Origin of the sequence: Deinococcus murrayi DSM 11303 (assembly GCF_000482805.1) — a bacterium.
GTDB classification, from domain to species: domain Bacteria; phylum Deinococcota; class Deinococci; order Deinococcales; family Deinococcaceae; genus Deinococcus; species Deinococcus murrayi.
Window position 1 is genome coordinate 237,934 of the sequence record NZ_KI519501.1, and the last position, 14,622, is coordinate 252,555.

Below are 14,622 nucleotides of genomic sequence, written 5' to 3' on the forward strand. Positions count from 1 at the left end.
CCTACGCCCGCTGGGGGCCGGGGCGTATGAGCATGGGCTTGAGCCTCCGCCGAGGCCCCAGCCACCCCGCGACCTGGGACGGCGGGAGGCCAGGCCTTTTCGCGCCCTACACTGCCCCCATGACCCCCCTCCCTCCCTCCCTCGCCGTCCTCCGCGCCCAGTTCCCGCCCCTCGCCTCCGGGCGGGCCTACCTCGACAATGCGGCGGGCGGGCTGCTGCCGCGGCGGGCCATCGAGGCCGTCACCGAGCACCTCACCCGCTACGGAGCCACCAACGCCATGCCAGGGCACCAGCCGGGGCGGGAGATTCTGGCGCTGAAGGGCCGCGCCCGTGCAGCGACCGCCCTCTTCCTGAATGCCGAGCCGGAGGACGTGGCCTTGGGGCCGAGTGCGACCGCCCTCGCCTTCCGGCTGGCGGCGGCCTTTGCGCGGCGCTGGGGGCCGGGGGACGAGGTAATTCTGTCCGGCCTGGAGCACGAGGCAAACGCCAGCCCCTGGCGCGAGCTGGAACGGGTCGGCGTGACCGTCAAAGTCTGGCACGCCCGGCAGCCCGACATGACCCTGCACGCAGGCGACCTCGCCGCGCTGCTCTCGCCGCGCACCCGGCTGGTGGCGGTGACGGCGGCGAGCAACGCCCTCGGCGTCACGGTGGACATCCCGGCGGTGACCGCGCAGGTGCGGGCGGCGGGGGCCTGGACGGTGGTGGACGCCGTGCACGCCGCGCCGCACGCCTTTCCCGACGTGCGGGCCTGGGGCGCGGACTTCGTCATGTTCAGCCCCTACAAGGTCTGGGGGCCGCACCTGGGGGCGCTGTGGGTGTCGCCCGAACACCGCCCGCATCTCGCCTGGCCCAAACTCAGCTTCGTGCTGGAGGGGGACATCACCGGGCTGGAGCACGGCACCCCCCAGTTTGAGCTGCTCGCGGGGTGGTTGGGCACGCTCGACTACCTGCGCGAACTCGGCGGCCACGAGACCCTGAGCCGCCCCGCGCTGGAGGCCGCCTCCGCCCGCATCGCGGAGCTGGAGCGCCCGGTCGCCGAGCGGCTGCTGACCGGGCTGCTGGAGACGCCCGGCGTCACCGTCTACGGCCCGCGCACCCCCCAGGGCCGGGTGGGCACCGTCGCCTTCCGGGTCCGGGACGAAGCCCCCGAAGCGACCGCCGCCCGCCTGAGCGAGCGCGGGGTGGACGTGGCCGCCGGGCACTTCTATGCCGTGCAGCCGCTCCAGGACTTGGGCCTGTACCCGCGGGGGGTGGTGCGGGCGAGCATCGCGCACTACACGGCGCTGGAGGAGGTGGAGCGGCTGCTGGCGGGAGTGTAGGGGGGCGGCCAGCTCTCAACAATCAGCCACCAGCGGGGGCAGGCGTTGCCTGCCACCCCCCTCCCAGCCTCTGCAAGCAGCTCATACGAGTCCCCCGCAAGGGGGGAGGGGCAAACATTGACCTGCTCTCGCTACAGCCCTCTTTTCCCTGTGTCAGCCGGTCTCAACGTCCCCACCTTACGAGTCCACGTTCCAGGCAGCGGAGCCTTCCGGCGCGGCAGCGCCGAGGCCTTCCAATGGGGCGAAGGAAAGCGTGGAGGGGGAAACCGGGGCGGGCCGAGCAACGCCGGGAAATGGGGGGACACCCTTTGCCTAGCGCAGCGCTGCTCCCCTCCACCTCCGGGGGAGGGGCTAGGGGTGGGGGCGGGGCCGCAATCAAGACGCCCCAGCCCCTGAGCACCCATGAAGCCTTTCCCCTCGCCCCTCACGGCCACCCTCACCCGCCGCGCCCTACCCTGGGTCCATGAACCGCCTCGCGCAGGAAACCAGCCCCTACCTCCTTCAGCACGCCGAGAACCCGGTGGACTGGTGGCCCTGGTCTCCGGAGGCTTTCGCGGAAGCCCGCCGCCGCGACGTGCCCGTCCTGCTCTCGGTGGGCTACTCGACCTGCCACTGGTGCCACGTGATGGCCCACGAGAGCTTCGAGGACGAGGCGACGGCGGCGCAGATGAACCGCGACTTCGTGAATGTCAAGGTGGACCGCGAGGAACGCCCCGACGTGGACCGGGTGTACATGACCGCCACCCAGCTCATGACCGGGCAGGGGGGCTGGCCCATGACGGTGTTCCTGACACCGGAGGGCGAACCTTTCTACGCGGGCACCTACTTTCCGCCCCAGGACCGCTACGGGATGCCCGGCTTCCGCCGCTTGCTGGCAACCGTGGCGCGGGCGTGGCGCGAAGACCGCGAACGGCTGCTGGGCAACGCCGGGGCACTGACCGAACATCTCCGCGAGGCCAGCCGCCCCCGCGGGACGGGGGACGCCCCCCCCGCTGACTTCCTGCCCCGCGCGGTGGAGAACCTGCGCCGGGTGTACGACGCTGACCGGGGCGGGTTCGGAAGTGCCCCCAAGTTTCCGGGGACGACCACGCTGGATTTTCTGCTGACGCGAGAAGACGGACGCGACATGGCCCTGCACACCCTGCGGCGGATGGGGGCGGGCGGCATCTACGACCAGCTCGGTGGCGGCTTTCACCGCTACTCGGTGGATGACCGCTGGCTGGTGCCCCACTTCGAGAAGATGCTCTACGACAACGCGCAGCTCACGCGCACGCTGCTGCGGGCCGCCCAGTACGCGGGAGAGCTGGAAACGGGGGGCGGGGCCTTCACCCGCCTCGCCCGCGAGACGCTCGCTTACCTAGAGCGCGAGATGCTCGCCCCGGAGGGCGGCTTTTATTCCGCCCAGGACGCCGACACGCAGGGGGTCGAGGGCCTGACCTTCACCTGGACGCCCCAAGAAATCCGCGAGGTGCTGGGGGACGGCCCCGACACCGACCTCGTGCTGCGGGTGTACGGGGTGACCGAACAGGGCAACTTCCTCGACCCGCACCGCCCGGAGTACGGCAGCCGCACCGTGCTGCACGTCCCCACCCCGCCGGAAGCGCTGGCGAGGGACCTCGGCGAGGACCCCCGCGCCCTGCTGGAGCGGCTGGACACCGCCCGGATGCGGCTCTTCGAGGCCCGGCAGCGGCGGCCCCAGCCCGGCACCGACACCAAGGTGCTGACCTCGTGGAACGGGCTGGCGCTCGCGGCCTTTGCGGACGCGGGGCGGATTCTGGGCGAGGCGCACTATCTGGAGGTCGCTCGCCGCAACGCCGAGTTCGTGCGGGGGCGGATGCGCCTCCCGGACGGCACCCTGCGCCACACCTACAAGGACGGGGTGGCCCGCGTCGAAGGGCTGCTCGAAGACCACGCCCTCTACGCCCTCGGCCTCGTCGCGCTGTACCAGGCGGGCGGCGACCTGGGGCATCTGGAGTGGGCGCGGGAGCTGTGGGGCATCGTGCGGCGCGACTTCTGGGACGAGGAGGCGGGCCTCTTCCGCTCGACCGGGGGCAACGCCGAGGCCCTGCTCACTCGGCAGGCCGAGGCCTTTGACGCCGCTGTCCTCAGCGACAACGCCGCCGCCGCCCTGCTGGGGCTGTGGATGGGCCGCTTCTACGGGGACGAGGAGGCCGAGGCCCTGGCCCGCCGCACCGTGCAGACCTACGCGGCGGACATGCTCGCCGCCCCGCACGGGATGGGGGGACTATGGCAGGCCGCCGCTTTCCTGGAGGCCCCCCACGTCGAGATTGCCCTCATCGGCACGCCCGCCGAACGCGCCGGGCTGGAGCGGGTGCTCGCCCGCTTTCCCCTGCCCTTCGCGGCCCTGGCCCCCGCCGAACGGGGCGAGGGGCTGCCCGTGCTGGAGGGGCGTCCGGGGGGCGGCACCGCCTACGTGTGCATCGGCCACGCCTGCGACCTGCCGACGCGGGACCCGGAGGTGCTTGCCGGGCAGGTGGAGCGGCTGGCGGCGGGGGGCTAACCCGCCCTCTCCCGCGCCTCAGATAAACAGCGGCGCGTCAGGGTCGTCGGGCAGGGGGCGGTCCTTGCGGGCCAGGAGCGCCGCCGCCGTACCGATTCCGACCAGGGCACCGAGCGCCAGCAGAGCGAAAACCCAGGTCATCGGGGCGGGGCTGCGGTCTGAACTCATAGGGGCAGCATAACAGCCGCGCCCCCTGCGCCTCCCCTCCCCCAGGGCGGGGCCGCCCACACAGAAATATTTGCTCAAGCTCAGGCCCCGCCTTTAAAACGGCCAAACCCGCGGAATCACGAGCAGGGACACCGCGAGCGTCACCAGGGTGAGGCCCGTCCCCACCCGCACGAAATCGAGAAAGCGGTAGCGCCCCGGCCCATACACCAGCATGCACGACGGCTCCAGCGGGGTGATAAAGGAGTTGCTTGCCGCAACGGTCACGCCGATAACAAAGGGGCGGGGGTCGTAGCCCAGCGCTTCCGCCGTGCCGATGGCGAGGGGCAGCATCACCAGGGCCGCCGCCTGATTGCTCATGGGCTGAGTGAGGGCCACCGTCACCGTGAAAAGAGCCGCGAGCAACCCATACGGCCCCAATGGCTCCAACACCCCGGAGATGGCCCCGGTGAGCACCCCCGCCGCCCCAGTTTCCTCAAAGGCCGTCCCAAAGGCGAGCATGGCCGCCACCAGCACGATAATCGGCCATTCCACCGAGCGGTAGGCTTCCTCCGGGGTGACCAGTCGCAGCGCCAGCGCCAGCGCCACGGCCACCACAACCGCCACGCTGAGGGGCCAAGCCCCCAGCCCCCCCAGGACCACCGCACCGCCAAACAGCAACAGGGCGAGGGGAGCACGGCGCAGGTCGCGCTGCGCACCCGTGAGGTCACCCAGAACGGTGAGGTGGTCGCCTAAGCCGCCGATGCGGTCGGGGGGACCCTGAATCAGGAGTACGTCCCCCACCTGCACCCGCAACCCACCAAGGCGCTCGACCGTTCGGGCACGGCGGTGCAGGGCCAGCACCGACAGGCCGTAGCGCTCGCGAAAGCGGGCCTCGCGCAGGGTGCGGCCAACCAGGAGGCTGCCGGGCAACACGACCGCCTCGACCAGCCGCACCGGGGCCGCGCCATCGACCTGCAACTTCTGCTCGCTCTTGGAAAAGACCCCCAGGGTGCTCTTGCCCGCCAGGATGCGCTCTGGGGGGCCTTCTACCGCCAGGGTGTCGTGTTCCTGAACCCGGAAATCGGGGCCGGGGGCGTAAATCGTCTCCTCGCCCCGGCGCACCGCCACCACCGTCAGGCCGTGGTCTCGGCCCAGCCCCGACTCGCGCAGGGTCTGCCCGGCGAGCGGACTGCCGGGGGCCACCGTGAGGTCCGCGAGGTAGTCCCGCAGGGCGGCTTCCAGCGCGGCCTCGCGCTCTGGCAGCAGGCGGGGGGCCACAAAAAAGAGGTACAGCAGACCTACAATCGCCACCGGCAGCCCCACCCAGGCCAGCTCGAAAAAGCCCAGCGGCCTGAGGCCCGCCCCCGGCAGCGCCCCCGACACGACGAGGTTGGTGCTCGTGCCAATCACAGTGACGGTGCCCCCCAGGATGCTCGCGTAGGCCAGCGGCAGCAGCACCCGGCTGGGGGCAAGGCCCGCCCGTCGCGCCAACCCGGTCACCAGCGGCAGAAAGACGGCGGTGGTCGCCGTATTGCTCGTAAAGGCGCTGACGCCCGCCACCGTCGCGAGCATCCCGCGGACCATTCCGGCGGCGTTCCGCGCTCGGCGGGCCAGCGCCGCACCAATCCACTCGATGACCCCCGCCCGCAGCAGCATCTGCGTGAGGATAAACAGGCCCGCCAGCGTAAGAACCGTGTCGCTGCCAAAGCCCGCAAAAGCTTCGCGAGCGGGCAGCAGCCCCAGCACCAGCAGGGCCGCCAGGAGCAGCAGGGCGGTGACGTCCACTGGCAGCCACTCGGTCGCAAAGAGCAGCAGCGCCAGCCCAAAGAGCAGCAGCAGGATGGTGACTGGGTCCATGTGGGGGCAGGAGGCAGGCGGGAAAACGCGCCCTAAGCGTCCGCGTCCGGCGCGCGCGGCTGCTCGGCGACGGCGCGCGCCAGCGTGACGATGAGCCGGGTCACGTCCGCAAAGATGAAGAGGGCCACACTCCCCACCCCGCCCGCAATCAGGGTCCACAGCCCCTGGAAGGGCTGCTCGTTGAGGTACTGCACCGCCGCCAGCCCCACTGCCGCCAGCCCCAGCACCACCGCGAGCACCCGCAGCCGCCCCACGAGGGCATGCACCGCATTCGCCCGCTCGGCCAGCACGGGCAGGGCAGCGAGGGGCAGGGGGGGGGCCTTCAGGGGTGTGGCGGGCGGGTTTGGCTCCGGTTGGTCCGCTGGGGCCGCTGCTCCGGCTTGCTGGCGGGTCGGAGGAACCGGAGCCTCGGCTGGCCCAGGGGCGGACGCGGGGGCTGCCGTCACCGTCGTCACCCGGCTGGGGGCCGGGGCGGGGGCAGCGGGTGCAGACCCGAAGGTCTTGAAGCCACCCGCCGCGGGGAGGGGAGCGGTCGGGAGGTTCTTGGCGCGGGCGGTCGCGTCGCGCACCTGCGGAAAAAAGGCCTGCACCTCGGCGGGGTCAAATCCCAGCAGGCTGGCGGTCAGGGCAGTCCCAGCGGGCGTCTCGACCCTGAGGAGGCCGTCACCGTCACTGTGGATGCGGTTGAGGTCGCGCAGGGTGACCCGGCGAGTGCCGTCCGCATCCTGATAAATCAGCAGGCCCTCTAACAGCACGAAGAGGGCGTCTTCTTTCTCCAGGGTGGCCAGGGGCGTTCCGCCAACTCCCAGGCCCCGCAGGGCCGATTGCACTCGCTCGCTCGTCACTGTGTTCTCACCTTGCCCGGCAGGATAGCGGCTTACGGGCCACAGACTGCCGCACCGAGCGGGGTTGCCCGCTGCTTAACGCCCCTCTACCCCCCCCTCACCCGCCGTGCCCCCGCCGCAGCCCACACTGACCCATGACCGACAACCGCTATGGAGACGCGCCCCTAGGCCGCAGCGTCGAGGAAATCGAACAGGAGAGCGGCAACCTCATCAACTCTTCGCGGCCCGGCGAGGTGGTTCGCGAGGATGATGCCGCCGCCTTCCCCGCCATCGTGAACAGCAACCAAAGCGCCAGCCCCGCCATCGTCAACCCGGAGAAGCTGTTGGAACGCGGGGGCGACGCGGATGACCGCACGGCCCGCACCCACCGCGACGGCGACGAAGAGACGAGCTGAGCCGCTTAGCCCAGGGCCAGCAGCTCGCGGGGGCGGTAGGTGACCGCCTCGGCAAGGTGGGCTTCGGCAATCTCGTCCTGGCCCGCGAGGTCGGCCACCGTGCGGGCCACCCGCAGCACCCGGTCAAAGCCGCGCCCGGTGAGACCCAGTTGCCGGGCCGCCGCCCGCGCGAAAGCTTCCGGGCCGGGGGCGAGCCGGGCGTGCTGCCGCAGGGCCTGCCCAGCGAGGTCGCTGTTGCGGCTCCCCTGCCGCGCCAGCATTCGGGCGCGGGCCGCGGCCACTCGCTCGCGCACGACGGCGCTGGAGTCGCCTTCTGGGGCACGGGTCAGCTCGTCCACGGTCAGCCGGGGCACTCGGCACAGCAGGTCGATGCGGTCGAGGAGCGGTCCGCTCAGGCGTCCAGCGTAGCGGGCGCGTTCGGTCGGCGTGCAGGTACAGGCCCGTTCGGGGTCCCCAAAATGGCCGCACTTGCAGGGGTTCATCGCTGCCAGGAGCTGAAAGTTGGCCGGGTAGGTGACGGTGGCCCGCGCCCGGCTGATGGAGACGACGCGGTCTTCGAGGGGCTGGCGCAGGGTTTCTAGGGCCTTGCGCGAGAACTCCGGAAACTCGTCCAAAAAGAGCACCCCTCGGTGCGCCAGCGAGACCTCGCCGGGCCGGGGCACGCTGCCACCCCCGATGAGGCCCGCGTCGCTGACCGTGTGGTGCGGGGCGCGGTAGGGAGGCCGCGCCACCAGCCCGCCGCGTCCGGTCAGAAGTCCGGCGGCAGAGTGGATTCGGGTGACCTCCAGAGCCTCGGCACGGGTGAGGGGCGGCAGCAAGCCCGGTGCGCGGCGGGCCAGCATCGTCTTGCCGCTGCCGGGCGAGCCGACCATCAGGAGGTTGTGCCCGCCCGCAAGAGCGATTTCCAGCGCCCGTTTGGCCCCACTCTGGCCCTTGAGGTCGGCGAGGTCGAGGGGGGTGTCCTCGTCGGGGGCCGCTTCCGGCGGGGAGGCGGGGGTCAGCGCCGCCTCCCCGCTCAGGTGCCGCACCGCCGCGAGCAGGGTGTCTGCCGGATAGACCGTCACCCCGTCGATGAGAGCGGCCTCGGCGGCATTGGCCCCCGGCAGCAGCGCGGGCACCCCCTCTTGCGCGGCCAGGAGGGCCACATTGACGGCCCCCGCGATAGGCCGCAGCGACCCGTCCAGGGCGAGTTCTCCGGCGCAGACCAGGCCGCGCAGGGCCGCTTCGGGCAGCAACTCCTGCGCGGCGAGCAGCCCCAGCGCGATGGGAAGGTCATACAGCGGCCCTTCCTTGCGCAGGTCGGCGGGGGCGAGGTTCACGGTGATGCGGGCGGCGGGAAAGGGCAGACCCGCATTGCGCACGGCGGCCCGCACCCGCTCACGGGCCTCGCTGACCGCTTGGTCGGGGAGGCCCACCACCGTAAAGGCGGGCAAGCCCGGCGAAACATCCACCTCGACCTCGACGGGCACAGCTTCCACCCCAATGAGGGCCACGCTGCGGGCGCGGGCCAGCATCAGGCGGCCTCCAAGCGGCCCAGGGGCGAGCGCGGAACCACACCGGACCCGCCGGAAAGGGACGGGCGACAAGGGAGCGGGGCGGGGGGCGTCACCCGGTCAATCTAACAGCCGCGCCCATGCTGTCCCGCCGCAGATACGGTCACTGCAGCGCGGGCCGAGCAGGTTACGAGCGGGGGGGCAGCACGTCGGCGGCGGGGCGAGGGGCGGCGTCGGCGGCCTCGGCGGTCACGACGGGGGGCACCACGGCCTGCGCGACCACGGTTTGGGTCGGAGCGGGAGCGGGGGCCGCGGCGGGCGGCTCGCGCAGGCTGCCTTCCAGTTCTTCTTTCAGGCCCTGGGTGCTCCGGCGGAACTCGCGGATGCCCGCGCCGAGGCTCTTGCCGAGTTCGGGCAGCTTACGCGGCCCAAAGACGAGCAGGGCAATCACCAGAATGACGAGCAGTTCAGCGGGTCCAATACTGGGCATGGAGTACCTCCAGCCGCCAGTGTACGCCCGGCTCCTTCAGCCAAACGTCACGGGGGCGAGAGTTCCTGCGTCTCTTCCCCCTCGCGGTAGGCCCGCAGGGTGCCGTTCATAAAGGCGACGTACAGCGTCCCGGCGGCGGCGAGGGGCGTCGCCTGCACGCCCTCGCGCTCGCGCCGCCGCCAGCGCACGGCCCCGGTTTGAACGTCGAGGGCGGCGAGTTCACCCGCCTCGGACGCGAGGAAGACCAGCCCCGCACTCACGACCGGGCTGGCGGTGACCCGGCCTTCCAGAGCAAAGGACCACACATCCTCGCCGTCCGCGAGCCGCAGCGCCCGCACGGTGCCCCCCCAGCCCGCAACGAGGGCCAGGCCTTCGGTAAGCGCGGGAGCCGCCCAAATCTCGTCCTCCAGGTCGTAGGTCCACAGGGTCGGCTCGGTGGGGTCGGGGGCAGCGCGGCCCCCGTCCGCCCGCAGCGAAAGGGCGTGCACCTCGCCGGGCCAGGTGGGGACCAGCAGGATGGCGCGGCCCGGCCCGGTGGGGCGCAGGGCGGGGGTGGCGTGGACGGTGCCGACCTCGACCTTCCAAAGGGGAGTGCCCGTGCGGGCGTCGAGGGCGTGCAGCCAGCCGTTCTCGTCACACAGCAGCGCCGCGCCCGCCCAGACCAGGGGCGAGGCGGCGACCGGCCCCCCCGCCCGGTACGCCCAGGCGAGGTCGCCGCTGCGGGCATTCAGGGCGTGCAGGTGCCCGTCACGGCTGGCGGCGAGGACCCGCCCCCCCCACAGGGTCGGGGCACCCGTGAACTCGGCGCGGGCCTGATAGTCCCAGACCGGCTCGCCGCCGCGCAGCCGCACCCGCCGCAGCTTGCCGTCCCACGCCCCGTACAGAATGTCGCCGCCCACAAAGGTTGCCGGGGCCGTCACCTCGTCGCGGGCGGCATGCGTGGCGTAGGGCCGCCCGGAGGTGTGCATGAGGACGAGCTGTCCGCCCCGCGTGCCCACCGCGAGCAGGTCGCCGTCGCCCACTACGGCGGCGGGCCAGGTCACCTCGCCGGGGAGGGGCACGCTCCAGGCCTCGGTCAGCCCCCCCACGCGGGCGGGGCCGTCGGGGTGCTCGCCCGTGCGGGTGCGCCCGCCCCGGTACTGGCCACGGGCGTGCGCCGTCCAGACCTCGCGCCGGGCCAGCGCCCACAGGTGCGCGGCGGCCTCGCCGCTTTCGGGCCGTTCTTCCGGATTCTTGGCGAGCAGCGCGAGGAGCACCCGTGCCACCGCGTCGGGCACGGCGGGGTTGAGGTCGCGGGGGTCGGGGGGCGGCTCGTAGACATGCTGAAAGAGGACGCTTTGGTCGCTGTCGCCGACAAAGGGCGGCGACCCGCAGGCCACCCGGTAGAGCACCGCCCCCAGCGCGTAGAGGTCGCTGCGCGGCCCCACCCCCGACCCCCGCGCCTGTTCGGGGGCCATGTACGCGGGCGTGCCCAGGGTGACCCCGCTGCGGGTGAGGTGACGGCTGTGCTCAGAGAGGGCCACCAGCCCGAAATCCATCAGCCGGGGCAGCCGTGCCTCGTCGAGCAGCACGTTGCCCGGCGTGAGGTCGCGGTGCACGATGCCCTGAGCGTGAATAAAACCCAGCGCCCGCGACGCGAACCCCGCCGCCGTGAGAAAGGGGGTCAGCGAGGCGGGCGAATCTTCCAGCGGCCCCAGCGCCGTGATGGGACCTTGCAGCAGCGGCATGGTGAAAAAGGTCCGGGGGGGGCTGCCCCCCTCCCCCGGCCACTCGCCGAGGTCGAGGACGGGCACCACGCCGGGATGCGAAAGTCGGGCGAGCGTGCGGACCTCACGCAGAAAGCGGGCGCGGTCGCCTTCGGGCAGGTGGGGATGCAGCACCTTGAGGGCCACCTCGCGGCCCAGCCGCAGGTCCTCGGCGCGGTAGACGCGGGCGCTGCCGCCCTCGCCCAGCAGGGCCTGCAAGCGGTAACGCCCCCCGACCTCCGCGCCCACGTCCATCCGGGGAAGGATAGCGGAAGAGGGCTGACGGCGTCCCTCTTGTGGGGAAGGCCAGGCGTCTTTCTCGGTCCAGTCTCCCCGCGCAGAGCAGAGAACCGCTCAAAACGTGTAGCTCTTGGGCACCACCACGACCCCGCGCTCGGTTACGGTGAAGCCGCGGGCGCGGTCTTCCTCGTGGTCGAGGCCGATGCGGGTGCCGGGCGGAATGGTCACGTCCTTGTCCACAATCACCCGGCGTAGGTGCGAATGCCGTCCCACGACCACATTGTCAAAGAGGACGCAGCTCTCGACGAGCGAGTACGAATGGATATGCACGTTGCGGCTGAGAATGGAGTCGCGCACGGTCCCGCCGCTGACGATGACGCCCCCGGCGAGGCTGGAGTTAAAGGCCTGCCCCTTGCGACCCTCGGCCTCGTGGACAAACTTGGCGGGCGGCGAGAACTCGCTGCTGGTCCGCAGCGGCCACTGCGGGTTGTAGATGTCGAACTCCGGATTCACGCTCACGAGGTCAAGGCTGGCGTCGAAGTAGGCGTCGAGCGTGCCGACGTCGCGCCAGTAGAGGTTCGGCCCCTGTTGCCCCGGAATGGGATTCTTGTGGAAGTCATAGGCCTGCACCGCGTAGCCGTCCGCAAGCGCCCTGGGAATCACGTCCTGCCCGAAGTCAAAGCCGTCATGCTGCCCGCCAATGGAGGTGTGCAGCAGCTCTTCGAGCGCCCGGCGCGAGAAGATGTAGTTGCCCATGCTCGTCAGGCTCTGGTCGGGGTCGCCGGGCATACCGGGCGGGTCGGCGGGTTTTTCCAGAAACTCGGTCACCTGGCCCCGGTCGCCCACATGCATCACGCCGAAGCGGTGCGCCTCCGAACGGGGCATCGGGTAAGCCGCGATGGTCACGTCGGCGCGGGCGCCCATGTGCGCCTGAAGCATGTGCTCCACGTTCATCTTGTAGATGTGGTCGCCGGAAAAAATCGCCACATAGTCGGCCCCGAAGTTGTCGACGAGGTGCAGGTTCTGATAGACGGCGTCGGCAGTGCCCCGGTACCACACCGCGCCGAGTTCTTCGTAGCGGTACATCTGCGCGGGCACCAGCGTGATGAAGTAGTCCTGAAGGAAGGTGCCGAAGCGCCAGCCACGCTGGATATGCTCGGTGAGGCTCTGAGCCTTGTACTGGGTGAGCACGTAGATGGAAAAGACGCCGGAGTTGATGAAGTTGTTGATGGCGAAATCGATGATGCGGTACTTGCCGCCGAAGGGGACGGCGGGCTTGGACCGTTTGAGGGTGAGGGGCGACAGGCGCGAACCTTGCCCCCCGGCCAGAATCATTCCCAGAACGCGTGGTTTCATGGCGGGCCTCCTGCGGGTCCAACGAGGATGGATGTGACCCGTTCAGTTTAGCCGCGCGCCCCCTGGCCCGGACTTGAGCGGACCTCCACGTCCAGGAATCCGGCGAGGGCCGCTGCCGTCTCCTCCGGTCCGCCGACCTCCGCGCCGAGCTGGGTCCGCAGCCAGGTGAGCTGGCGCCGGGCATAGCGCCGGGTAGCGAGGGTAATGCGGCGAGCGGCTTCCTGCGGCGAGAGTTCGCCCCGCGCTGCCGCGAGCGCTTCCGGGTACCCCAGCGCCTGCCAGACGGTGGGGCGCGGCGCCGTGTCCGGTGGCACCTGGGCGGCCAGCCACGCCGCTTCCTCTGGCCAGCCGCCCGCGAGCATCTCCTCCACCCGCGCCGCGATGCGGGCTTCCAGCTCTGGCGGAGGTGGGGTAAAGGCGAAGACGCGGTACGAGAAGCTCGGCGGGCGATGGCCGAACTCGCCCGGAAAGCGCCCGGTGCGGCGGTAGACCTCCAGCGCCCGCACCACCCGGCGGGGATTGCCCTGCATCCGCGCCGCCTCCCCCGGATTGACGCGGGCCATGTCCGAGAGCAGGGCCGCCAACCCGCGCTCCCGCAGCTCGGCCTCGACCTCGGCCTGCACCGCACGGTCGGCGGGCGGGGTGAGGGGCAGGCCACGCACGAGGGCCGAGAGGTAAAAGCCCGTGCCCCCCACGACGAGCGGCACCCGGCCCCGCGCCCGAATCTCCGCCAGCGCCGCTTCCGCCTCGCGCACGTAGCGGGCCACGTCATAGCGCTCGGTCACATCCACCACGTCGAGCAGATGATGGGGCACGGCGGCCCGTTGCGCCGCGCTCGGCTTGGCAGTCCCGATGTCTAGCCCCCGGTAAACGGTAAACGCATCCGCTGCCACAATCTCGACCGGGCGAGAGGCCGCGAGGGAGAGGGCCAGGGCGCTCTTCCCGGCGGCGGTGGGCGCGGTCAGGATGGGAATGGGACGGAGGGGGGCGGACGTCATCCCGACTTGCTCTGGTTCCAGACTGTCCGGACAACCCGCCCGACGGTCTTCCACCGCCGCCAGCCGGGATTTCCTGCTTCTCGCTTCGCTCGGATTCGTCTACGACTCATCGCAGAGGGCTTCACACGCGCAAGTTTATGGCCCGGTGCTACCGTGGGGGGCATGAACGAACCCGTCCTCGCCCGGTTGCGACAGCTGATGAACCTGCGGGAGGAGGTTGAGACGCTGGGAACCCTGGGGGCCTGGACCCCGCCCGCCGACTGGGTGGACGAGGACACCCACCTGCGGTTGCTGCTCGACGTGCCCGGCGTAGACCCGCAGAGCCTGGAGATGCAAGAAGAAGACGGGGCGGTGACGGTCGCGGGACGCCGCGACGTCCCCTTGCGGCTGCTCTCCGGCGAGCGCCCCGGCGGAACCTTTCGCCGCACCCTCCCGTTTCCCGAAGCGGTTGTGCCCGGCTCCGGCGAAGCGCAGCTCACGGCGGGCGTCCTGAGCGTGCGCTTTGAGAAGCGGCACCCGACGATTGACGTGCCCTCCGAGCACGGCGGCAACGAGCCGCACCGGGGCTGAGGCCGGCTCAGCTTTCGGTGTCCGGGTCCAGGCCCTCAGCAGCCTCCAGGCGGCGTTCGGTCGCGGCCCGGTCCGCTCCGTCACCCGGCCCCAGCAGGGCCGCGACCTCCTGCGCGCTGAGCCGCTCGCGGGTGGGCGGCGGCACGGCGGGGGCCGCCCGGTCCTCCAGGTCGGCGGGAGCTGGCCCCTGCTCGGCGGGCGTGTGAGAGACGTGGGGCGCGTCCTCGCGCACCCGCAAGGCCGGGTTTACCGGAAGAACGTCACGGTCATCAGGAAGTGCCATAGCTGAGCATGACCCAGCCAGGTCGGGAGCGGTTAAGGACGAACTTAGGTTTTGCACCTGGATAGGGTCAGTGAATAGCCGTGCTGGCGCAGGAATTCTTCCTCTCGCCAGACCTGGACCGCGAATCGCTGAACGACCAGCAGTGGCAGAGCCACCCGAGCGGCAACTTCCGCCGCTTGTTCCAATGAGAGGGTGTCGGCTCGGCAGAGCATGGACAAGGTAAAGGCAGCGAAGACCAGCAGCACCCAGCGGTCCAGCCCTTGAGCGGTTCGCAACGCGAACCGATTCAACCCGAAGCTATGCTTGGCCTCCTTGAAAAACGACTCAATAGCCCAGCGCCGTGCTCCCTCCCGGGCGACCTCG

Annotated in this window: 14 protein-coding genes; 4 read left to right on the top strand and 10 right to left on the bottom strand. The window is 71.4% G+C overall.

Going from position 1 to position 14,622, the window contains the following annotated elements; genetic code table 11:
• Positions 1-119: 119 nt before the first annotated feature.
• Both H565_RS0110265 and H565_RS0110270 read left to right on the top strand, forming a co-directional pair.
• Complete coding sequence (locus H565_RS0110265; protein ID WP_027460948.1) at positions 120-1,319, top strand: cysteine desulfurase-like protein; 1,200 nt, start codon at positions 120-122, stop codon at positions 1,317-1,319.
• Between the two features lie 463 nt (positions 1,320-1,782).
• On the top strand, positions 1,783-3,840 hold the full coding sequence (locus tag H565_RS0110270) for a thioredoxin domain-containing protein (RefSeq protein ID WP_027460949.1): 2,058 nt from the start codon (positions 1,783-1,785) through the stop codon (positions 3,838-3,840).
• Positions 3,841-3,858: 18 nt separating this feature from the next.
• On the opposite strand, the gene H565_RS16445 is transcribed toward H565_RS0110270, so the two are convergent.
• The 3 genes from H565_RS16445 to H565_RS0110285 all read right to left on the bottom strand — a co-directional run bounded on the left by H565_RS16445 (position 3,859) and on the right by H565_RS0110285 (position 6,689).
• Complete coding sequence (locus H565_RS16445) at positions 3,859-4,008, bottom strand: hypothetical protein (RefSeq protein ID WP_157468986.1); 150 nt, start codon at positions 4,006-4,008, stop codon at positions 3,859-3,861.
• 93 nt (positions 4,009-4,101) lie between these two features.
• Positions 4,102-5,844, bottom strand: coding sequence for an SLC13 family permease (locus H565_RS0110280; protein WP_027460950.1), 1,743 nt, complete (start codon positions 5,842-5,844; stop codon positions 4,102-4,104).
• Between the two features lie 32 nt (positions 5,845-5,876).
• The gene (locus H565_RS0110285; protein ID WP_027460951.1) at positions 5,877-6,689 is read right to left on the bottom strand and encodes a hypothetical protein; all 813 of its coding nucleotides are present in this window, start codon (positions 6,687-6,689) and stop codon (positions 5,877-5,879) included.
• A gap of 134 nt (positions 6,690-6,823) precedes the next feature.
• Between H565_RS0110285 and H565_RS0110290 the strand changes: the two genes are divergently transcribed.
• Entirely contained in the window at positions 6,824-7,084 is a 261-nt protein-coding gene (locus tag H565_RS0110290) for a hypothetical protein (protein WP_027460952.1), read from the top strand.
• Between the two features lie 5 nt (positions 7,085-7,089).
• Here the strand turns inward: H565_RS0110290 and H565_RS0110295 are convergent, their stop codons facing one another.
• From H565_RS0110295 to miaA, 5 genes are all read right to left on the bottom strand, one after another.
• A complete protein-coding gene (locus H565_RS0110295; RefSeq protein ID WP_027460953.1) occupies positions 7,090-8,598 on the bottom strand; it encodes a YifB family Mg chelatase-like AAA ATPase in 1,509 nt (502 codons plus the stop codon).
• A gap of 166 nt (positions 8,599-8,764) precedes the next feature.
• Positions 8,765-9,067 carry a Sec-independent protein translocase subunit TatA/TatB gene (locus H565_RS0110300; protein ID WP_027460954.1) on the bottom strand — a complete coding sequence of 101 codons (303 nt, stop codon included), beginning with the start codon at positions 9,065-9,067 and terminating at the stop codon, positions 8,765-8,767.
• Positions 9,068-9,114: 47 nt separating this feature from the next.
• Positions 9,115-11,067: a serine/threonine-protein kinase gene (locus H565_RS0110305; RefSeq protein WP_027460955.1), complete on the bottom strand. Its 1,953-nt coding sequence runs from the start codon at positions 11,065-11,067 to the stop codon at positions 9,115-9,117.
• A gap of 99 nt (positions 11,068-11,166) precedes the next feature.
• Positions 11,167-12,408 (bottom strand): glucose-1-phosphate adenylyltransferase, encoded by a 1,242-nt coding sequence (glgC, locus tag H565_RS0110310; RefSeq protein ID WP_027460956.1) that lies wholly within the window; start codon positions 12,406-12,408, stop codon positions 11,167-11,169.
• A 47-nt stretch (positions 12,409-12,455) separates the two neighbouring features.
• Complete coding sequence (gene miaA / locus H565_RS0110315) at positions 12,456-13,406, bottom strand: tRNA (adenosine(37)-N6)-dimethylallyltransferase MiaA (RefSeq protein ID WP_027460957.1); 951 nt, start codon at positions 13,404-13,406, stop codon at positions 12,456-12,458.
• Positions 13,407-13,568: 162 nt separating this feature from the next.
• Here miaA and H565_RS0110320 point away from each other — a divergent pair, with 162 nt between their 5' ends.
• A complete protein-coding gene (locus H565_RS0110320) occupies positions 13,569-13,976 on the top strand; it encodes an Hsp20/alpha crystallin family protein (protein ID WP_034409164.1) in 408 nt (135 codons plus the stop codon).
• Positions 13,977-13,983: 7 nt separating this feature from the next.
• Here the strand turns inward: H565_RS0110320 and H565_RS0110325 are convergent, their stop codons facing one another.
• The gene (locus H565_RS0110325) at positions 13,984-14,259 is read right to left on the bottom strand and encodes a hypothetical protein (RefSeq protein ID WP_034409166.1); all 276 of its coding nucleotides are present in this window, start codon (positions 14,257-14,259) and stop codon (positions 13,984-13,986) included.
• A gap of 44 nt (positions 14,260-14,303) precedes the next feature.
• Positions 14,304-14,622 (bottom strand): transposase (locus tag H565_RS0110330; protein ID WP_027460960.1); only part of this gene is annotated, 319 nt, incomplete at its 5' end.